The 19,281-nt window shown below is 65.5% G+C and carries 19 protein-coding genes; 9 read left to right on the top strand and 10 right to left on the bottom strand.

Features of this window, described 5'->3' with window-relative positions; all coding sequences use genetic code 11:
- The first annotated feature begins 97 nt into the window (after positions 1-97).
- The 8 genes from BUS12_RS33910 to BUS12_RS33875 all read left to right on the top strand — a co-directional run bounded on the left by BUS12_RS33910 (position 98) and on the right by BUS12_RS33875 (position 9,521).
- Positions 98-3,013 (top strand): DUF4118 domain-containing protein, encoded by a 2,916-nt coding sequence (locus BUS12_RS33910; RefSeq protein ID WP_074301899.1) that lies wholly within the window; start codon positions 98-100, stop codon positions 3,011-3,013.
- Positions 3,006-3,704 carry a two-component system response regulator KdpE gene (gene kdpE / locus BUS12_RS33905; RefSeq protein WP_074301898.1) on the top strand — a complete coding sequence of 233 codons (699 nt, stop codon included), beginning with the start codon at positions 3,006-3,008 and terminating at the stop codon, positions 3,702-3,704. Before BUS12_RS33910 ends, kdpE begins: the two co-directional genes overlap by 8 nt.
- A gap of 101 nt (positions 3,705-3,805) precedes the next feature.
- Positions 3,806-4,126, top strand: a complete 321-nt coding sequence (sugE, locus tag BUS12_RS33900) for a quaternary ammonium compound efflux SMR transporter SugE (protein ID WP_074301897.1) — start codon at positions 3,806-3,808, stop codon at positions 4,124-4,126.
- A gap of 214 nt (positions 4,127-4,340) precedes the next feature.
- Positions 4,341-4,952: a DUF4126 domain-containing protein gene (locus BUS12_RS33895; protein ID WP_074301896.1), complete on the top strand. Its 612-nt coding sequence runs from the start codon at positions 4,341-4,343 to the stop codon at positions 4,950-4,952.
- Between the two features lie 101 nt (positions 4,953-5,053).
- Positions 5,054-7,543 (top strand): ABC transporter permease, encoded by a 2,490-nt coding sequence (locus BUS12_RS33890; RefSeq protein WP_074302706.1) that lies wholly within the window; start codon positions 5,054-5,056, stop codon positions 7,541-7,543.
- Between the two features lie 59 nt (positions 7,544-7,602).
- On the top strand, positions 7,603-8,013 hold the full coding sequence (locus tag BUS12_RS33885; protein ID WP_074301895.1) for a group II truncated hemoglobin: 411 nt from the start codon (positions 7,603-7,605) through the stop codon (positions 8,011-8,013).
- 135 nt (positions 8,014-8,148) lie between these two features.
- A complete protein-coding gene (locus BUS12_RS33880; RefSeq protein WP_074301894.1) occupies positions 8,149-8,880 on the top strand; it encodes an alanyl-tRNA editing protein in 732 nt (243 codons plus the stop codon).
- Complete coding sequence (locus BUS12_RS33875) at positions 8,877-9,521, top strand: DUF924 family protein (RefSeq protein ID WP_074301893.1); 645 nt, start codon at positions 8,877-8,879, stop codon at positions 9,519-9,521. Before BUS12_RS33880 ends, BUS12_RS33875 begins: the two co-directional genes overlap by 4 nt.
- A 108-nt stretch (positions 9,522-9,629) precedes the next feature.
- On the opposite strand, the gene BUS12_RS33870 is transcribed toward BUS12_RS33875, so the two are convergent.
- The 10 genes from BUS12_RS33870 to BUS12_RS33825 all read right to left on the bottom strand — a co-directional run bounded on the left by BUS12_RS33870 (position 9,630) and on the right by BUS12_RS33825 (position 17,166).
- Positions 9,630-10,376: an SDR family oxidoreductase gene (locus BUS12_RS33870; protein ID WP_074301892.1), complete on the bottom strand. Its 747-nt coding sequence runs from the start codon at positions 10,374-10,376 to the stop codon at positions 9,630-9,632.
- 19 nt (positions 10,377-10,395) lie between these two features.
- Entirely contained in the window at positions 10,396-10,980 is a 585-nt protein-coding gene (locus tag BUS12_RS33865; protein ID WP_074301891.1) for an LOG family protein, read from the bottom strand.
- 2 nt (positions 10,981-10,982) lie between these two features.
- Positions 10,983-11,708 carry a TetR/AcrR family transcriptional regulator gene (locus BUS12_RS33860; RefSeq protein ID WP_074301890.1) on the bottom strand — a complete coding sequence of 242 codons (726 nt, stop codon included), beginning with the start codon at positions 11,706-11,708 and terminating at the stop codon, positions 10,983-10,985.
- A gap of 188 nt (positions 11,709-11,896) precedes the next feature.
- The gene (locus BUS12_RS33855) at positions 11,897-12,577 is read right to left on the bottom strand and encodes a diacylglycerol kinase (protein WP_074302704.1); all 681 of its coding nucleotides are present in this window, start codon (positions 12,575-12,577) and stop codon (positions 11,897-11,899) included.
- Positions 12,578-12,597: 20 nt separating this feature from the next.
- Positions 12,598-13,629 carry a glycosyltransferase family 4 protein gene (locus BUS12_RS33850; RefSeq protein ID WP_074301889.1) on the bottom strand — a complete coding sequence of 344 codons (1,032 nt, stop codon included), beginning with the start codon at positions 13,627-13,629 and terminating at the stop codon, positions 12,598-12,600.
- A 74-nt stretch (positions 13,630-13,703) separates the two neighbouring features.
- A complete protein-coding gene (locus BUS12_RS33845) occupies positions 13,704-14,651 on the bottom strand; it encodes a UDP-2,3-diacylglucosamine diphosphatase (RefSeq protein ID WP_074301888.1) in 948 nt (315 codons plus the stop codon).
- Between the two features lie 184 nt (positions 14,652-14,835).
- A complete protein-coding gene (locus tag BUS12_RS33840; RefSeq protein ID WP_074301887.1) occupies positions 14,836-15,381 on the bottom strand; it encodes an RDD family protein in 546 nt (181 codons plus the stop codon).
- Between the two features lie 27 nt (positions 15,382-15,408).
- Positions 15,409-16,155, bottom strand: coding sequence for a DUF3106 domain-containing protein (locus tag BUS12_RS33835; protein WP_074301886.1), 747 nt, complete (start codon positions 16,153-16,155; stop codon positions 15,409-15,411).
- Positions 16,156-16,171: 16 nt separating this feature from the next.
- Positions 16,172-16,606, bottom strand: coding sequence for a DUF3619 family protein (locus BUS12_RS33830; RefSeq protein WP_074301885.1), 435 nt, complete (start codon positions 16,604-16,606; stop codon positions 16,172-16,174).
- The gene (locus BUS12_RS33825) at positions 16,603-17,166 is read right to left on the bottom strand and encodes an RNA polymerase sigma factor (protein ID WP_074301884.1); all 564 of its coding nucleotides are present in this window, start codon (positions 17,164-17,166) and stop codon (positions 16,603-16,605) included. The genes BUS12_RS33830 and BUS12_RS33825 overlap by 4 nt, the downstream gene beginning before the upstream one ends.
- Positions 17,167-17,517: 351 nt before the next feature.
- Here BUS12_RS33825 and BUS12_RS33820 point away from each other — a divergent pair, with 351 nt between their 5' ends.
- Positions 17,518-19,281 (top strand): acetolactate synthase 3 catalytic subunit, encoded by a 1,764-nt coding sequence (locus BUS12_RS33820; RefSeq protein ID WP_074301883.1) that lies wholly within the window; start codon positions 17,518-17,520, stop codon positions 19,279-19,281.

The following is a 19,281-nucleotide window of genomic DNA, read 5'->3' as shown; positions in this document are numbered from 1 at the left end:
CCATTTGCGGCGCAGCCGCTGCCGTGCCACCATGTACCGGATGCGGCCCTCGTGAACCCACGGCCCCTGGTACCGAACAGAACCATAAACAGAAAGCATGAACCGACCCGATCCAGACGAGTTGCTCGACAAGCTGCAACGCGACGAAGAAAAACGCCAGCGGGGCAAGCTGAAGGTATTCTTCGGCGCGTCGGCCGGGGTGGGCAAGACGTATGCAATGTTGCAGGCCGCCAAACGGCGCGGTGACGACGGTGTGGATGTGGTGGTCGGCATCGCCGAGACGCACGGCCGCGGCGAAACGGCGGCGCTGCTCGAAGGCCTCGAGGTGCTGCCGCTCGCGCATATCGAATACCGCGGCCGCAAGCTCGCCGAGTTCGATCTCGACGCGGCGCTCGCGCGCAAGCCGCAACTGATCCTCGTCGACGAACTCGCGCATTCGAATGTGCAGGGCGCGCGCCATCTGAAGCGCTGGCAGGACGTGTACGAACTGCTCGACGCGGGCATCGACGTCTACACGACGGTCAACGTTCAGCACCTCGAAAGTCTCAACGACGTGGTCGGACAGATCACGGGCATCCGCGTGTGGGAGACGGTGCCCGACCGTGTGTTCGATCGCGCCGATGAAGTCACGCTGGTCGACTTGCCGGCCGAGGAACTGCTCGACCGCATGCGCGACGGCAAGGTCTACATGGCGCAGCAGGCCGAGCGCGCCGTGCGCAACTTCTTCCGCAAGGGCAACCTGATCGCGCTGCGCGAGCTGGCGCTGCGCCGCACGGCGGATCGCGTCGATGCGCAGATGCGCGAGTATCGCGCCGACCGTTCGATCCAGCGCATTTGGCAAGCGCGCGAGCGGTTGCTGGTCTGCGTGGGTCCAGGCCCGGAGGCGCCGCTTCTGGTGCGCGCAGCGGCGCGGCTCGCGGCGGCCCTGAAGGCCGACTGGCTCGCGGTGTATGTCGAGACGCCGAAGCTGCAACGCCTGCCGGACGCGCGCCGCGAGCGCACGCTGAACGCCTTGAAACTCGCCGCCGAACTCGGCGCGGAAACGGCCACGCTGGCGGGTACGGACGCCGTCGCGGCGCTGATCGGCTATGCGCGGGTGCGCAACGTCTCCAAGCTGGTGGCGGGCGCCTCGCCGCGCACCGGCCTCGCGCGCTGGCTGCGCCGGCCGCTGGGCGACCGCATCGCGGAGCGCGCGGGCGACCTCGACCTCACCTTGATTCGCGCCTCCTCGGAGCGCGACGGCGTGGAGCGCCGCACGACGCTCGACGAGGGCGTGAACGCGTGGCGCGAGGCACTGCAGGCCGCGCGCGAACGCCGCTCGCCGCCGGGTGCGTATGGCTGGGCGCTGACGATCTGCATCGGCATCACAGTGGTCGCCAGCCAGTTGTTCGCCCATATCGATCTGACCAACCTCGTCATGCTGTACCTGCTCGGGGTGATTTTCACCGCGGTGCGGCTGGGGCGCGGGCCGGGGGTGGTGCAGTCCTTCGTGAGCGTGGCGGCGTTCGATTACTTCTTCGTGCCGCCGCGCATGTCGTTCTCCGTGTCCGACACGCAGTACCTGTTGACCTTCTTCAGCATGCTGCTGACCTCGCTGGTGATCAGCCATCTGACGTCGAGCCTGCGCCGTGAAGCGAGCGTCGCGCGCCGCCGTGAACAACGCACCGGCGCGATGTACGCCATGGCGCGCGAGCTGGCCGCGGCGCTGACGATGGAGCAGATCGTCGGCATCGGCAGCCGGCATGTGAGCGAAGTGTTCGGCGCGCGCGTGGCGATCCTGCTGCCGGACAGCGCGGACCAGGTGAAACAGAAGATCGAAGACCCCGATGCCGCGGTGACCCTCGAAGGCGCGGCGCTCGATATCGACGTGGGCCAGTGGGTGTACGACCAGCAAAAGCCGGCCGGCCACGGCACCGACACGCTGCCCGCCGCCGCCGCGCTGTATCTGCCGCTGAAGGCGCCGATGCGCACCCGCGGCGTGCTGGCGGTGGTGATGCGCGACCAGAGCGAACTCGCCGTGCCGGAGCAGCAGCGCATGCTCGACGCGTTCGCCGCGCAGATTGCGCTCGCCGTGGAACGCGTGCACTACGTCGACATTGCTCGCGATGCGCTCGTCAACATGGAATCGGAGCGCTTGCGCAATTCGCTGCTGTCGGCCATTTCGCACGACCTGCGCACACCGCTCACGACGATCGTCGGCTTTTCGTCGATGCTCGCCCAGACCCGCGAAGGACAGGCGGTCAAGCAACCCGGCGACGATCTCGTGGAAGCGATCCACGAAGAGGCGCTGCGCATGACCGGCATCGTCACCAACCTGCTCGACATGGCGCGCCTGCAGGCCGGCGGCTTGCAACTGAATCGCCAATGGTCGCTGCTCGAAGAGACGGTCGGCGCGGCGTTGCGCGCGTGCAGGCGCGTGCTTGCCCGGCATCCGGTGCAGGTGAAGCTGCCGGTCGATCTGCCGTTGTTGCAGCTCGACGCGGTGCTGATGGAGCGGCTGTTCTCGAACCTGTTCGAGAACGCCGCCAAGTACACGCCGGCCGACACGCCGCTCGTGATCGGCGCGGAAGAGATCGACGAGGACGGCAAGCCGGTGGTGCGCGTGACCGTGGACGATACCGGCCCGGGACTGCCGGTCGGCATGGAAGCGCGGGTGTTCGAGAAATTCACCCGCGGCGAGAAAGAGTCGGCCAAGCCCGGCATCGGTCTGGGTCTGGCGATTTGCCGTGCGATTGTCGACGCCCATGGCGGTACCATAGGCGCGGTCAACCGGATAGACCGCGATGGGCACATCGAGGGCGCGCGCTTCTGGTTCACCTTGCCGGTCGAAACGCCGCCGCCCGCGCCGGAAGCGCTCGAGGACGAATCGGAGCTCGACGAGGGCGGTGAACGTTCGCCTGAGTTGTCTCCTCAACTGACCCCGGCGTTACCCTCGGAGCCGTCGCCGCACTTGACCCCTGAGCTGTCCCCCGAGTCTTACCCTAAGCAGACTTCGAAGCCCACCCATGAGTGACCCGAGCATTACCGTCGTCCTGATTGAAGACGAAAAACAGATTCGCCGCTTCGTGCGCGCCTCGCTGGAAGGCGAGGGCATCGTCGTCCACGACGCCGAGACCGGCAAGCAGGGGCTTGTCGAAGCCGCGACCCGCAAACCCGACCTCGTGATCGTCGATCTGGGCCTGCCCGACACCGACGGTCTCGACGTGATCCGCGAACTGCGCGGCTGGAGCGACCTGCCGGTGATCGTGCTGTCGGCGCGCACCCAGGAGGCCGAGAAGGTGGCCGCGCTCGACGCCGGCGCCGACGATTACCTGACCAAGCCGTTTGGCGTCTCCGAATTGCTGGCGCGGATCCGCGCCCATATGCGCCGGCGCAATCAGGGCGGCGCCAACGAATCGCCGCAGGTGCATTTCGGCGCGGTGACGGTCGATCTGGCGTTGCGCCAGGTGACGCGCGAGGGCGCGGCGATCCATCTGACGCCGATCGAATACCGCCTGCTCGCCACCCTCGTGCGGCACGCCGGCCGCGTGCTGACGCACCGCCAGTTGCTGCGCGACGTGTGGGGGCCCTCGCATGTGGAAAGCCATCACTACCTGCGCATCTACATGGCGCATTTGCGGCAGAAGCTGGAGCGCGATCCGGCGCAGCCCGAGCATATCGTGACGGAGACGGGGGTCGGCTACCGGCTGGTCGGAGCGGTCTGAGCCGCCTCGAGGTCAATTTTGATATAATTACAGTTCGTAAGGACGGCCTTACGCATTCGCATCGAACGGGGACGGCCCCATCTCAACAATGGAGTCGTCTCATGTCCTGGATTCTTCTGCTGATTGCCGGTTTGCTCGAAGTCGCGTGGGCGGCCGGTCTCAAGACCTCCGAAGGCTTCACCCGGCTGTGGCCCTCGGTATTCACGGTGGTGACGGCGCTCGGCAGCTTCGTGCTGCTCGCCATGGCGATGCGCCAGTTGCCGCTCGGCACCGCGTATGCCGTGTGGACCGGCATCGGCGCTGTGGGCGCGTTTATTTTTGGCATCGTCATAATGGGCGAAGCGCTGACGGCGGCCCGGGTGGCGAGCGCGGCGCTGATCGTGGTCGGCCTGATCGGGCTCAAACTCTCCTCCGGCCATTGACGTTGCGGGCAACCGGTCCGCAACGGTCCGACGCCATTTGAGCCTCAAAATTGCACTCCGCTCTGCGGCCTGCGAATTAACGTGGCTATAATGAAGTCGATCTCAATTTGAACGTGTCCCGCGTCCGGCTTGGCGCGGGTCTGGCGGCTTCGGTGTAGGGGGCGTCCTCTGCAGAACGAAGCGCCCGGCACGCGCAGCGCGCCTGGAGGCGGCCATGCTTGAACCCCTTTCGCTCGCAGCGGGCCTGTCCTGGGGCAGTGGCCTGCGCCTCTATCTCACGGTGCTGCTAGCCGGCGTGTTCGCGCGCCTCGGCCTTGTCCACCTGCCCGATACCTTGTCCGCGCTGGCTTCGCCATGGGTGATCGGGGTGGCGGCGCTCCTCACGCTCACCGAGTTTCTGGCCGACAAGATCCCTGCTTTCGATTCGCTCTGGGACGCCATTCACACCTTTATCCGCATTCCGGCCGGCGCCGTGCTGGCTGCCGGCGCGCTCGGCCATGCCGATCCGGCCCTCCTTACCGTGGCCGCGCTGGCGGGCGGCACCCTGGCCGGCACCGCGCATCTGGCGAAGGCCGGCACGCGCGCGCTGATCAATCTGTCTCCTGAGCCCGTGTCCAATGTCGTGACCTCGATCGCCGAGGACGGGCTCGTGTTCGGCGGCCTGTTGCTGGCGCTGTTCGTGCCGGTGCTGTTCCTGGTGCTGATGATCGGCTTTCTGATGCTGGCGGCGTGGGCCTTGCCGCGTCTGTGGCGCGGTGTGCAGGGCGGCTTTCGCGGCATGGCGACCCATATGGTGTCGCGTCTTGCCAGGAGTCGGCACGATTGAGCGATTCGGCACGGGCTTCATCGGCGTCGGCTGCTCGAGCCGCGCATAAGGCGCCGGGGCGTCGTTTTAGCGGGGCCGATCTGTTGCGCCAGTCGGTGCGGATGGCGGCCCGCGACTGGCGCGCCGGCGAGCTGACGATGCTGCTGCTCGCGCTGGTGCTGGCCGTGGCGGCGCTGTCGAGCGTCGGTTTCCTTGCCGATCGCCTGCATCAAGGGCTTGAGCGCGATGCGCGGCGCATGATCGGCGCCGACTTCATCGTGCGGGCCGATCACCCCGTCGATCCCCAGTTCAGCAACGAGGCCAAGGCACTTGGCCTGCAGATGGCGACCACCGCCATTTTCCCCAGTATGATCAGTTCGATGAGCGCCGAGCCGGTGTCGCGGCTCGCGGCGCTCAAGGCCGTGTCGGCGGCGTATCCGCTGCGCGGCGCACTGCGTATCGCGACGGCGCCAGGCGCGCCCGACCAACCGGCGCAGGGGATTCCGGCGCCCGGCACGGTGTGGGTCGATCAGGCGCTGCTCGACGCGCTGAAACTCCATGTCGGCGATCCGGTGAAGGTCGGCAGCCGCACGTTCAAGGTCGGCGCCATCATCACGCGCGAACTGGATCGCGGCTTTGGCTTCGTCAATTTTTCACCGCGTCTGATGCTGCGCGAGGACGAAGTCGCGTCCACCGGCCTGATCGTGTTCGGCAGCCGCGTCACCTACCGCTTGCTGGTGGCGGGTCCGCGCACGCCGGTCGAGAAGTTCGCCGCGTTTGCTCACGCCCGTGTCGACGACGGCAAGATGCGCGGCGTCGCGCTCGAATCGCTGAAGGACGGCCAGCCGCAGGTCCGCGAAACGCTCGATCGCGCGGGTCATTTTCTGACTCTCGTATCGTTGCTGACGGCGATGCTGGCGGCGGTGGCAATCGCCATGGCCGCGCACCGCTACATGCGCCGCCATCTCGACGGCTGCGCGGCGATGCGTTGTCTCGGCGTCAGCCAGCGCACACTGCGCTCGCTGTTCCTGCTGGAGTTTCTTGGGCTGGGCCTGCTCGGCGGGGTGGTCGGCGTGCTGCTCGGCTATGCGGGGCATCTGGCCTTGCTGAGCTGGCTCGGCAGCCTGATCGACGTGGTGCTGCCGTATCCCACCGCATGGCCCGCGCTCGAAGGCATCGCCGCCGGTCTCGTGCTGCTGCTCGGCTTTGCGTTGCCGCCGCTGTTGCCGCTGACCCAGGTGCCACCGGTGCGCGTGCTGCGCCGCGAGTGGGGCGAGGAAGCGCGCACCGCCTGGGCCGCGTATGCGCTGGGGATCGTGCTGTTCGCTGCGTTGCTGATCGTGGCGGCGGGCGAAGTGAAGCTGGGCGGCATCGTCGCCGGCGGTTTTGCCGCCGGCTTGCTGGTGTTCGCCGCGATTGCCCGGCTTGCGCTGTGGGGCGCCGCGCGCGTCGTGCGTAGCGAGCGCTTCAATGTGGGCATTGGCTGGCGCTACGCGCTGGCCTCGCTCGAACGGCGCAGCAGCGCCAGTGCGTTGCAGATCACGGCGCTGGGGATCGGCCTGATGTGCCTGCTGCTGATTGCGATGACGCGCAACGACCTCGTGGACGGCTGGCGCAAATCGACGCCGCCCGACGCGCCGAACCAGTTCATCATCGACATCCAGCCCGATCAGCGCGCGGGCGTCACGCAGTACCTCACGAGCCACGGCGTGCCCGACGCCGTGCTCTCGCCGATGGTGCGCGGACGCCTGATTTCGATCAACGGCAAGCCGGTCAATCCGGACCAGTTCAAGAGCGACGACGCCAGGCGCCTCGTCGACCGCGAATTCAACCTGTCGTACACGACGAGCCTGCCCGACGACAACCGGATCGTCGCCGGCGACTGGTACGGCGAAACGAAGCAGCCGCAGATTTCCATCGAAGAAGGACTGGCGAAAACGATCCACGTGAAGACGGGCGACACGCTGCGCTTCGACGTGACCGGCCTGCAGATCGACGCGCCGGTGACGAGCGTGCGCAAGCTCGACTGGGGTTCGTTCAAGGTCAACTTCTTTGTGCTGATGCCGCCTGCCGCGCTGCAGGATTTCCCGGCGAGCTTCATCACGAGTTTCCATTTGCCGGCCGAGAAAAGCGCGACGATCGACGGCCTGATTGCCGCTTATCCGAGCCTGACGGTGATCGATGTCGGTCCGATTCTCGCGCAGATGCAACGCATGCTGGAGCAGGTGATCGGCGCGGTGCAGTTCCTGTTCGCCTTCACGCTGGCGGCGGGCGTGCTGGTGCTGTACGCGGCGCTCGCCGGCACGCGTGACGAGCGTATGCGAGAATCCGCGCTGCTGCGCGCGCTCGGCGCGTCGCACCAGCAGGTACGTGCGGTGCAGGTCGCGGAGTTCGTGGCCGTGGGCGCTCTCGCCGGGCTGATGGCTGCGGTCGGGGCCCAGGTGGTGGGCTGGCAACTCGCCACACGGGTGTTCTTCTTCTATCTGAACTTCGACCCGTGGCTGCTGCCTGCCGGCATCGTGGTCGGCATTGCCTGCGCGGGAGTGGGCGGCTGGATCAGCCTGCGCCACGTGCTGTCGCGGCCGGCGTTGCAGTCGTTGCGCGACGCCTGAGCTGAGCGGCCGTTCCTCTCTTTGATTCCTTTCCATTTTTGCAGATTGCAGTTGACCGTATGACCGATCCAAACGACGAAGCGCCGGCCCAACCGACGGCCTTCGAACTGGTGGGCGGCGAGGCGCGCGTGCGCGAACTCATCGACCGTTTTTATGACCTGATGGACCTCGAGCCCGAATTCGCGGGCATCCGCGCGCTGCATCCGCCGACCCTCGAAGGCTCGCGGGACAAGTTCTTCTGGTTCCTGTGCGGCTGGCTGGGCGGCCCGGATCATTACATCAGCCGCTTCGGCCATCCGCGTCTGCGTGCGCGGCATTTGCCGTTTACGATTGCTTCGAGCGAGCGTGACCAGTGGCTGCGCTGCATGGCGTGGGCGATGGAAGACGTCGGGCTGTCCGAGCCGCTGCGCGAACGGCTGCTGCATTCGTTCTTCGAAACGGCCGACTGGATGCGCAACCGGCCGGGTTGAAGGCGTCAACTGGCCCGGCGCTGCGGCCGATACGGTGACGCGCGCCGTCTGCTGGATTGGCCGTTCGGCCAGCTTCCTGGCGGCGGTGCGGGTCGGCATAATGAGCCTCTACAGCACTGGATAGAGGCCCTCACGATGACCACGCGCGCACTGTTTCGCGACGACGCTTACCTGACGCACTGCGAAGCCACGATTACCGCCATTGACGAGCAGGGCGTCCATCTCGACCAGACCGTGTTCTATCCGCTCGGCGGCGGCCAGGCGGGCGATGCCGGCGTGCTGACCCTGGCCGACGGCACCCGCCTTGAGATTGCGGACACCCGTAAGGCCAAATTCGAAGGCGCGACCCCCGACGACGCGGTGCATTTGCCCGCACCCGGACAGGAGACGCTGCTGGCGCGTCTTGCGCCCGGCACGCGTGTCACGGCGGAGATCGACTGGGCGCGCCGCTACCGTCACATGCGCCTGCACACGGCGAGCCACCTGATGTGCGCGGTGCTGCCGTATGCGGTCGACGGCTGCAGCATCACCAGCGACTACGCGCGTCTCGACTTCGCGACGGTGGAGCCGATCGAGCGCGAACTGGTCGATGCGCGGCTTGCGGAGCTGGTCGGCGGCGCGCACGGCGTCGTCACCGAATGGATCACGGACGAGCAGATGGCCGAGCGTCCCGAACTCGTGCGCACGATGAGCGTGAAACCGCCGATGGGCCTCGGCCGCGTGCGTCTGCTGCGGATTGAAGGCGTCGATTTGCAGCCGTGCGGCGGCACGCACGTGCGCAACACGCGGGAAATCGGCGCGGTTCGCGTCGGCAAGCTCGAGAAGAAGAGTGCGCGCACGCGGCGGCTGGTGCTTGAGTTCGCATGAGCGCTACGGCCGGATCGTCCGGTTCTCCCGACTATGACGCCGCGGCAGATTACACCGCGCTCGCCGAACCTGCGCGAGCGGTGCTCGACTGCTGGTTCGGCGAGCCGGATTCTGCGACCTTCGGACGGGACAGAAAGCTCTGGTTTGCGCGCGACGCGGCGTTTGACGCCCTGTTGCGCGAACGCTTCGGCGTGTGGCTCGAAGCGGCAGGGCAGGGTGCGCTGGATGGGTGGGCGCAGACGCCACTCGGCGCGTTGGCGCTGGTGATCCTGCTCGATCAGGTCTCGCGCAACATTCATCGCGGCACGGCGCACGCATTTGCGACCGACGGCCATGCGCTGAGGATTGCCAGGCAAATGGTGGCAAACGGCTTCGATCAGCGCTTACCCGGCCTGTTTCATCGAGCCTTCGCGTATCTGCCGTTCGAACACGACGAATCGCTCGCCAGCCAGCATGAAGCGTTGCGGTTGTTCAAACCGTTCGAAGCGCAGCCGGGTGGCGCGAGTTACTACCGCTCGGCGCTCCGGCATGCGGCGATCATCGAGCGCTTTGGGCGGTTTCCGCATCGCAATGCGCTGCTTGGGCGAACGTCTACTGAGGAAGAAGTGGTGTTCCTGCGCAAGCCGGGTTCGTCGTTCTGAGAGTGTGTGGCGCTTTAGCGCGCCGGTGCGAAATGCAGAGCGCCTGGGGCGCTCGCGCCGCCTACGGCTGCATGGCGCCACGAGGTCCGGATGAAGCGCAGCGGTACCTTAGCGCCCGCCGGCCACATCAAGCAACGCCCCAGTCACATACGACGCGGCATCGCTCAGCAGCCAGACAATGGTCTCAGCGACTTCATCCGCGCTACCCGGTCGCCCCAGCGGCGTCTGCGAACCGAGCACCGCAGCGCGGTCGGGACGGCCGCCGCTTGCGTGGATCTCAGTGTCGATCAACCCGGGCCGTACCGCATTCACGCGCACGCCCTGCGGGCCGAGTTCCTTGGCGAGACCAATGGTCAGCGTGTCGACGGCGCCTTTCGAGCCGGCGTAGTCGACATATTCGTTTGGCGAGCCGAGGCGCGCGGCCGCCGACGACACATTGACGATCGCGCCACCATCGCCGCCGCGGTCTTTCGACATTCGGCGGGCGGCTTCGCGGGCGCACAGATAGGCGCCCAGTACGTTGACGTCGAACACGCGCTGCAGACGTGCCAGATCCATATCGGCGAGCGGCATCCCAGCGGCCACAATGCCCGCGTTGTTCACCAGCGCATCGAGCCGGCCAAACGCCTTGACGACCGCGTCGAACATACCGATCACGTCCGCTTCGTTCGCAACGTCGCCTTTGATCACGCGCGCATGACCGCCGGCGCGGCCGACTTCAGCCGCGGTTTCCTGCGCGGCGGCTTCATTGTGCGCGTAGTTCACGCCGACCGACCAGCCGCGTGCGCCCAGCAAACGCGCCGTCGCGCGGCCGATGCCGCGGCTCGCGCCCGTGATCAGAACGACTTTCGTCATGGCTGCCTCGTCATGCCGTTCAAACCGCTTCGCGGTTATCGGCCCACTTGTCTTGCTGCGGCGGCTGGTAAGCCTTGAGTCTTGCGATCAAGCTTGCGGGATTGGCATCGACCTGCAGGATGTCGAAGTAGGTCTGGCGCATGAAGCCTTCCTCGACCGTATGGGCGAGCATCGCAATCAGCGGATCGTAGTAGCCGTCAATGTTGAGCAGCGCCACCGGCTTCTGGTGATAACCGAGCTGCGCCCACGTATAGACCTCGAACAGCTCCTCGAAGGTGCCGGCGCCGCCCGGCATCGCGACGAACGCGTCCGAGAGATCCGCCATCATCTTCTTGCGCTGATGCATGTCGGGCACCACGTGCAATTCGGTCAGGCCGTTATGGCCGACTTCCTTGTTGACGAGCAGCTCGGGAATCACGCCGATGGCACGGCCGCCGGCCGCCATCACTGCGTCGGCGATCGCGCCCATCAGGCCGACCTTGCCGCCGCCGTAGACGAGGGCGATGCCGGCCTCGACCAGCGCCTGTCCGAAGCCGCGAGCGGCTTCGGCATAAATGGGCTTGGCCCCGTAGGAGGAGCCGCAGTACACGCACACCGACTTCATGTTCAGACGTCCTTCGGTTCGTTACGCGGCGCAGCGCCTTCCTTGGGCGGCAGGTAGTCGTAGAACTCGCGCTTGGGCAGCTTGCCGGAGATCAGGTCGTCGAACAGTTCCCGCGAGCGGCCACGCAGGTACGGCGCCATCAGCGAGACGATCTGCACGCTGACCTGATGCAGTTCGGCGCGGATCGCTTCCTGCTCGTTGTACTTGCGCGGATTCATGACGAACTGGTACGACAGCCAGTAGGTGCCGATCACGCCCACGTTGGTGGCGATCACGTGCAGTTCGTCCGGCGTCGCCACCATTTCGCCGTCCGCGACGAGTTGCTCGCAGAACTGGCTGGCAAAGCGCACTTTGTGGCTGATGATCTGCTTGAAGTGCGTCTCGAGCGTGCGATTGCGCGCCAGCAGATCGTTCAGGTCGCGATACAGGAAGCGGTACCGCCACGTGAAATCGACCATGTACTGCAGGTAGGACCACATTTCGTCGATCGTCGCGCGATGATCGTCCGGGAAACGCAGACGCTTTTCGATCTCCTGCTCGAACTGGCTGAAGATGCTGTTGATGATGTCGTCTTTGTTGCGGAAGTGGTAGTACAGATTGCCCGGACTGATTTCCATTTCCTCGGCGATCGTCGTCGTCGTGACGTTCGGTTCGCCGATTTCGTTGAAAAGCTTCAACGACAGTTCGAGAATCCGTTCGCGGGTGCGGCGGGGAGGTTTGGCTTCCATGTCGTCCGGCCCTGGTAACGCCGGGCTGGCCGCGCGGCTGCGTGCCGCTGCTGCGTGATCCACCCTGGCGGTTAGTATTTTTGAGAGACTATCGGACGATTATAAACCGACCGTTCTCATACCCAGGCCCGATTCAGGGTTTTCACGCCGCGACGGCGTGCAACTATTCCGTCAGGCGGCCAGGACGGCTACAGCCAGCCTCTGACCCAATGCAGCACCAGCGGGCCGACGATCAGCCCCCACGTCATCAGGCACATCCCCAGGGCGACCATCACTGCCGCGCTGCCGAGATCCTTGGCGCGCCGCGACAATTCATGGCGTTCGAGCGAGATACGGTCGATCGCCGCTTCCACGCTCGAATTCAGCAGTTCGACGATCAACACCAGCAGCACCGAGCCGAGCAGCAGCACGCGGCTGACGGGATCGACCGGCACGATCACGCCGCAGGGCACGAGGATGGCCGCGAGCGTCAACTCCTGGCGAAACGCGCTTTCTTCGCGAATCGCGACCTGAAAGCCCGCCAGCGAATTTTTCAGCGCGTGCCAGGCGCGCGTGATGCCGCGATTGCCCTTGTAGGGATTGAACGGCAGCGGCGCGAGGGGGTCGTCGGGGCCGAGCGGCTCATGGGCGTCGGCGTGCGAGTCGGCGGCCGCACCGTGGCGCGAAGCCGGCACGGCTTGCGGCTGCCGTGCCTGCCCGGTATGCACGACCGGCGCCGGCGACGCCAGGCCCTCCGACGTGCCGGCTGCCGGCTGCGCTGCACCGGATTCGTGCACGTCGTCGAACGGCTCGATGCTGCTGGCGTCCGTTTCGACCGAACGCAGCGCGCCGTGCGGTGCGCGTCGAACGCTGGAAGTTCTTGCTCGCATGGGCGGCTTGGCGGGGCGCGTCACGCGGCCGCGCTTTCCTCGCTGAAGGTGGGCCGCGGCAGCGGCTTCAGATGGGCGGCGAACTGCTCGGAGGCGGCCGTCCACGAGAAGCGCTCGGCCCACGCGCGAGCGTGGTTGCGGTCGATTTTCAGCGCTTCGAGGCAGGCTTCGCGCAGGTCTTCGTGCATGGCGCCGGCGCCGCCGTCACCCAGCACGTCGATCGGGCCGGTGACCGGGTAGGCGGCGACCGGCGTGCCGCAGGCGAGCGCCTCGAGCAGCACGAGGCCGAAGGTGTCGGTGCGGCTCGGGAACACGAATACGTCAGCGGCGGCGTACACCTTGGCCAGTTCCGCTTGCGTCAGCACGCCCAGATAGTTCGCCTGCGGATAGCGCGACTTCAGCTCGGCGAGCGCCGGGCCTTCGCCGGCGACCCACTTGGAGCCGGGCAGGTCCAGCTTGAGAAAGGCTTCGACGTTCTTCTCCACCGCCACACGTCCGACGTAGAGGAAGATGGGCCGCGCCGTGTTGAGCACCTTGGAGTCCATCTGGTGGAAGATATCAAGGTCGACGCCGCGCGTCCACAGCACCACATTCGTGAAGCCGAACTTCTCGAGATCGGTCTTGACGACCGGCGTCGGCGCCATCACGGCGAGCGAGGCCTTGTGGAACCAGTGCAGGAATTTGTAGGTGGCGGCGAGCGGAATGCCGAAGCGCGCCTGCACGTATTCCGGAAAGCGCGTGTGATAGGCGGTCGTGAACGGCAGCTTGTGCTTGATCGCGTAAGCGCGCGCGGCCATGCCGAGCGGGCCTTCGGTGGCGATGTGCAGCGCGTCCGGCGCGAAGCCGTCGATGCGCTCGTGCAGCTTGCGCTTCGGGAACAGCGACAGGCGGATCTCAGGGTAGGTCGGGCACGGAATCGTCTTGAATTCGAGCGGCGTCAACAGGTCGACACGGTGGCCAAGCGCGGTGAGTTCGCGGGTCGTGTTCTTCAGCGTGCGGACCACGCCGTTGACCTGCGGCTCCCATGCATCGGTGACGATCATGATCTTCATCGGTTTTGGCCCAATAGAAGTTAAAAGGGATGACGCGGGTATTCAATGACCAATCAGCGGCCACCAGGCGATTGTCAGGCGGTGGTCGCCCGGGCCTTTTGCGCGCTGACTTCAGGCGAGCGCATCACGGTCCAGTAGATCACCTTGAGTTCACCTTCGAAGGTTTCGACGAGCGCCGACAGGCTTTCGACCCAGTCGCCGTCGTTGCAGTACAGCACGCCGTCGATATCGCGAATCTCGGCTTTGTGGATGTGGCCGCAGACCACGCCGTCGCAACCGCGGCGGCGGGCTTCGTCGGTCATCACGCGTTCGAACGAGGAGATGAAATTCACCGCGTTCTTCACCTGATGCTTGAGGTACTGCGACAGCGACCAGTACTGGAAGCCGAGGCGGCTGCGGATCCGGTTGAACCAGCGGTTCAGCACGAGAATCAGCGTGTAGAGGCTGTCGCCGAGGTAGGCGAGCCACTTGGCATGCTGGATCACGCCGTCGAACAGGTCGCCGTGCACGATCCACAGGCGCTTGCCGGCGAGCGTGGTGTGGAAGGCTTCGCCGCGCACATGGATGTCGCCGAAGGCGAGATCGCAGAACTGGCGCGCCGCTTCGTCGTGATTGCCGGGGATGTAGACGACCTGGGTGCCCTTGCGGGCCTTGCGCAGGATCTTCTGCACCACGTCGTTGTGCGCCTGCGGCCAGTACCAGCCCTTCTTCAACTGCCAGCCGTCGATGATGTCGCCGACCAGGTACAGATACTCCGAGTCGTTGTGGCGCAGGAAGTCGAGCAGGTACGGCGCCTGGCAGCCGCTCGAGCCGAGGTGGATGTCGGACAGCCAGATCGTGCGGTAGCGATGCGGCTCCTCGTGATCGTCGTCGTGACGGCCGGGTTGCGGGTCCGAGGAGAGCGGCGGCAGGGGCAGCGGCAGGCCGGCGCCGAAGGAGGCGGAGTCCGGCCGGAAAGCGACGGGGTCGACGCTCGGGCCAGTCTGGCGGAACAAGGAAGTCGCGGACGTGTTGGGGTCCATGGCTCACGCGTCGAGTTGCAGTGCCCGTATTGCGCCATCCGCACATGACTGTGCCGTGACAGTCACGAGAAGTTCTTATTACGGGGAGGGGGCGTGAGGACGCGTGGCGGCGCCGGCGGGAGCCGGGTCAACGCGGCATGTCGTGCGGGAAGCGAAGCGGGAACGCTTCGCCACGTGGGGCGTTTCAGCCGGCTACGGCGATGATCCGGGTGCCGGCCAGCCGGTCGTGCAGGAACTGCCGGTTGGCGTCCAGTCGGCCTGTCGCGGCCCACAGCACGAACCAGGCGGCGGCAATCAGGAGCGTGTGCGGCACCGAAAGTCCAAGCAGCGGATGCAGCGCGAGCGGCGGCAGAAACCATAGCCACGCCAGCACGTAGCGCGCAATTGCGCGCGGCGTGGAGAGCGGCGTGCCGTTTGCGGCGACCACGCGCAGCCGCCAGGTTTTCATGGGCAGGGTCTGGCCACTGTGGGTCCAGAACCACACAAAATACAGGCCGACCACGAAACCGATCCATGCGGCCAGCAGATTGTGGTGGGTCAACCCATTGCGCTGCTGCGTCAGCGTGCTGAACAGGTAGCCGGCAAGGAACACCACGCCGAACAGGATCACGCCTTCGTAGAGCATCGTCGCCAGCCGGCGGCGTATCGACGGCGTAGCAGGCAGTGCATTAGCGGGAGGTTGGGGTGTGGCGAGCGGATCGGGCACGTTGGGCGCGGTGGGCACGTTCATGGGGAAGGTGGGCCGGGCGCGCCGGGCTCAGGAGCCGTTGTAGATCGATTCGGTTGCCGGCGGCGCGGCCGGCGTCGGCGTGGCGGGTGCAACGCTGCCGGAGGAGGGCGTCGCCGGCCCGCCCGGCAGCGCGGCGCCGGTGCCCGACGCGTTGGCCGTGGTGACCGCGCCGCTGGCTGCGCGCTCGCGCCCACTGACGAGACGTTCGATATCCTTCAGCTCGGTTCTGCCGGACGGCGGCGCGCTGACGACCGTGGGCCGGTGCTTGCGCTCGCTCGCGGCCAGCTTCTCTTTCTGCTCTTCCGGTAGCTGCTGATAGGCTTTCCAGGCCTTCTGGCGCGCTTCGCGCGGCAGTTCCTTCGAGACCTGGTAATTCTCGCGGGCGACCCGGCGCTGATCCGGCGTCAGGCGGACCCATTCGGTCATGCGGTCGTGCAGGCCCTTTTGCTGTTCAGTCGTCAACTTCGAGTAACGTGAGGCGATCTTGATCCATTTTCGCTTACGTTCGTCGCTGAAGGTATCCCAGACGCCGGCAAACGGCGCGAGCGCGATGTGCTCGGCGTCAGTGAGGTGCGACCAGGAGAGGGGGCTGGTGCTGGGCAGGCCCGGCAGTTCGACGCCGAGCGCCGGCACGGCGGCCTTGGCAGGCGCGCCGCCGGCAGGGACCGCAACGGACGAGGCGCTCGGGTAGAAGCGCGGATACGTCGCGGCAAACGACACGAGGGCCGCGATTGCGCATCCGAAAACAACGGCGAGGCCGCGCTTGTAACTCACCCGAAGAGCCTCCCGCTCAATGCGCGCGCGAAAGATACGCGTTGAAGCCGTGATCGAGATATGCGTTGAGCGGCAGATCGTCGCTCAGCATGGCGGCGTCAATATCGGCGAGTTCGGCAGTGCGTTGCTGGTCTTCCCAGTAGGCGATCGCCACCAGGCTGATCACCAGCGCGGCCAGCGGCCAGGCGAGCGCAAAGCGGCGCAGCGGCGAACGGCGGCGGTGCGGGACCTCGGCTTGCGGCATGCCGGACAGCGCCCCGGCGGCGCCGGCAAAGGCCGGCACGAACACGGGCGCAGTCACCGGCTCGGGCTTTTTGCGGGCCAGCGCGGCGCGGCGTGCCACGGCGAGCCGGTCGACGGTGGCGGGAGAAAGACTGGCGGCATTTTCGTCGAGCGCGCGGCGGACTTGCCTCGCGAACTCAAGTTCTTTCGTATCGAGAGAGGAGCTCATAGCGTGATTCCTTTGGCCTTGAGCGCTTGCGCCAGCGTATGAGTGGCTCGCGAGCAGTGCGTCTTCACACTGCCTTCGGAGCAGCCCATTGCGGCAGCAGTCTCGGCGACATCCATATCTTCCCAATAACGCATGAGAAACGCCTCCCGTTGACGTGCCGGTAATTTTTGGATCTCGTCGTCAATCAACTGTAAGACTTGTTCGCGCTCCAGCTTCTGCTCGCTACTCTCGGCGCCTACCGAGCCTTCTTGTGCCTCGAATGTCTCCAAAGGGTCGAATTCGTCGTCGTCGGCGTTGCCGAGCGAGGAGAACAGACTAACCCAGGTATTGCGTACTTTCTGCCGACGAAAATAGTCGTGCATCGCATTCTGCAGAATACGCTGAAACAGCAGCGGCAGTTCGGCTGCTGGACGGTCGCCATATTTTTCGGCGAGCTTGATCATCGCGTCCTGCACGATGTCGAGCGAGGCGTCGTCGTCCCGCACGGCGTAGACCGTCTGCTTGAACGCGCGCCTTTCGACGCCCGCCAGAAAATCGGCGAGTTCCTTGTCTGATGCCATCCGTTGGGGGTCGGCGCAGCGAGCGTGCGCGTAATCGATCGAAATTGTCGTAAAACTGGCGGATGCTAACAAACTTTCGCCTCGCTGGGGAAAAACACGATGCCGCATCGATACTTAAGACAACTTTTCTCAGGGTTGGGTGGGGTTGTTGCGGATGGCGCGGAAATATTTTCTTGACCGTCGAGCCGACAGCAGATATCTTCGACGGTTCGCAACATAAGTGACTTGTCTCATTTGAGGTGTGGCCCAAGAAGCTCACCTGTCAAAGTGGACGCGCCGCTTGAACCCGAGCCACAAGCCCGGCAGAGAGCACCCGATCAATTTTTTGCCGAAAATTCGAAAGGTGAATGAATGAATATGCCCAGCGCGGAATTCTCCACGTCGGATACGACTTCCCATCGCGAAACTGACTCTATCGGCGCCACCGTGCTCATGCGCGCATTGGCTGACGAAGACGTCGAGTTTGTGTGGGGCTATCCCGGCGGCTCGGTACTCTACATCTACGACGAGCTGTACAAGCAGGACAAATTCCAGCACATCCTCGTGCGCCACGAACAAGCCGCAGTCCATGCCGCTGACGCCTATGCGCGCTCAACGGGCAAGGTCGGCGTGTGTCTCGTGACCTCCGGCCCCGGCGTCACCAATGCGGTGACCGGCATCGCCACCGCCTATATGGATTCAATTCCTCTGGTGGTGATCAGCGGCCAGGTGCCGACGGCCGCCATCGGCCAGGATGCGTTCCAGGAGTGCGATACGGTCGGCATCACGCGTCCCTGCGTGAAGCACAACTTCCTCGTGAAGGACGTGCGCGACCTCGCCGCTACCGTTAAAAAAGCGTTCTACATCGCCCGTACCGGCCGGCCCGGCCCAGTGCTGATCGACATTCCGAAAGACGTGTCGAAGACGCCTTGCCAGTACGAACCGCTGAAGAGCGTTTCGCTGCGTTCGTATAACCCGGTCACGAAGGGTCACTCCGGCCAGATCCGCAAGGCTGTGTCCTTGCTGCTCGGCGCGAAGCGTCCGTATATCTACACCGGCGGCGGCATCATCCTCGCAGATGCGGCGCGCGAGCTGAACCAGTTCGCCGATCTGCTCGGCTACCCCGTCACGAATACGCTGATGGGGCTGGGCGGCTATCGCGCGAGCGACAGGAAATTCCTCGGCATGCTCGGCATGCACGGTACGTACGAAGCCAACATGGCCATGCAGCACTGCGACGTGCTGATCGCCATCGGTGCGCGCTTTGACGACCGCGTGATCGGCGACCCGGCGCATTTCTCGTCGGTGCCGCGCAAGATCATCCACATCGACATCGATCCCTCCTCCATTTCCAAGCGCGTCAAGGTCGACATTCCGATCGTCGGCGACGTCAAGGAAGTGCTGAAGGAGCTGATCGAGCAGTTGCAGACGGCCGAGCATGGCCCGGACACCGCGGCGCTCGCCGACTGGTGGAAGGACATCGAAGCCTGGCGCGCCAAAGACTGCCTGAAGTTCGACCGCAAGAGCGACATCATCAAGCCGCAGTACGTGGTGGAAAAGGCGTATGAACTGACCGACGGCAATGCCTTCGTGTGTTCGGACGTCGGCCAGCACCAGATGTGGGCGGCGCAGTTCTATCGCTTCAACAAGCCGCGCCGCTGGATCAACTCCGGCGGTCTCGGCACGATGGGCTTCGGCCTGCCGGCGGCGATGGGCGTGAAGATGGCGCACCCGGACGACGACGTGCTCTGCATCACGGGCGAAGGCTCGATCCAGATGTGCATCCAGGAGCTCTCGACCTGCAAGCAGTACGAAACGCCGATCAAGATCATTTCGCTGAACAACCGCTATCTGGGCATGGTGCGCCAGTGGCAGCAGATCGAATACAGCAAGCGCTATTCGCATTCGTACATGGATGCGCTGCCGGATTTCGTGAAGCTCGCCGAGGCTTACGGCCACGTCGGCATGCGCATCGAGAAGACGGCGGATGTCGAGCCGGCGCTGAAAGAAGCGCTGCGCCTGAAGGATCGCACGGTGTTTCTCGACTTTCAGACCGATCCGACCGAAAACGTCTGGCCGATGGTTCAGGCCGGCAAGGGCATCACGGAGATGCTGCTCGGTTCGGAAGATCTATAA

It is taken from the genome of Paraburkholderia phenazinium (assembly GCF_900142845.1).
In the GTDB taxonomy this organism is placed as follows: Bacteria; Pseudomonadota; Gammaproteobacteria; order Burkholderiales; family Burkholderiaceae; genus Paraburkholderia; species Paraburkholderia phenazinium_A.
Note: the sequence above shows the minus strand (reverse complement) of the source record. Positions and strands in the feature narration are given on the sequence as shown.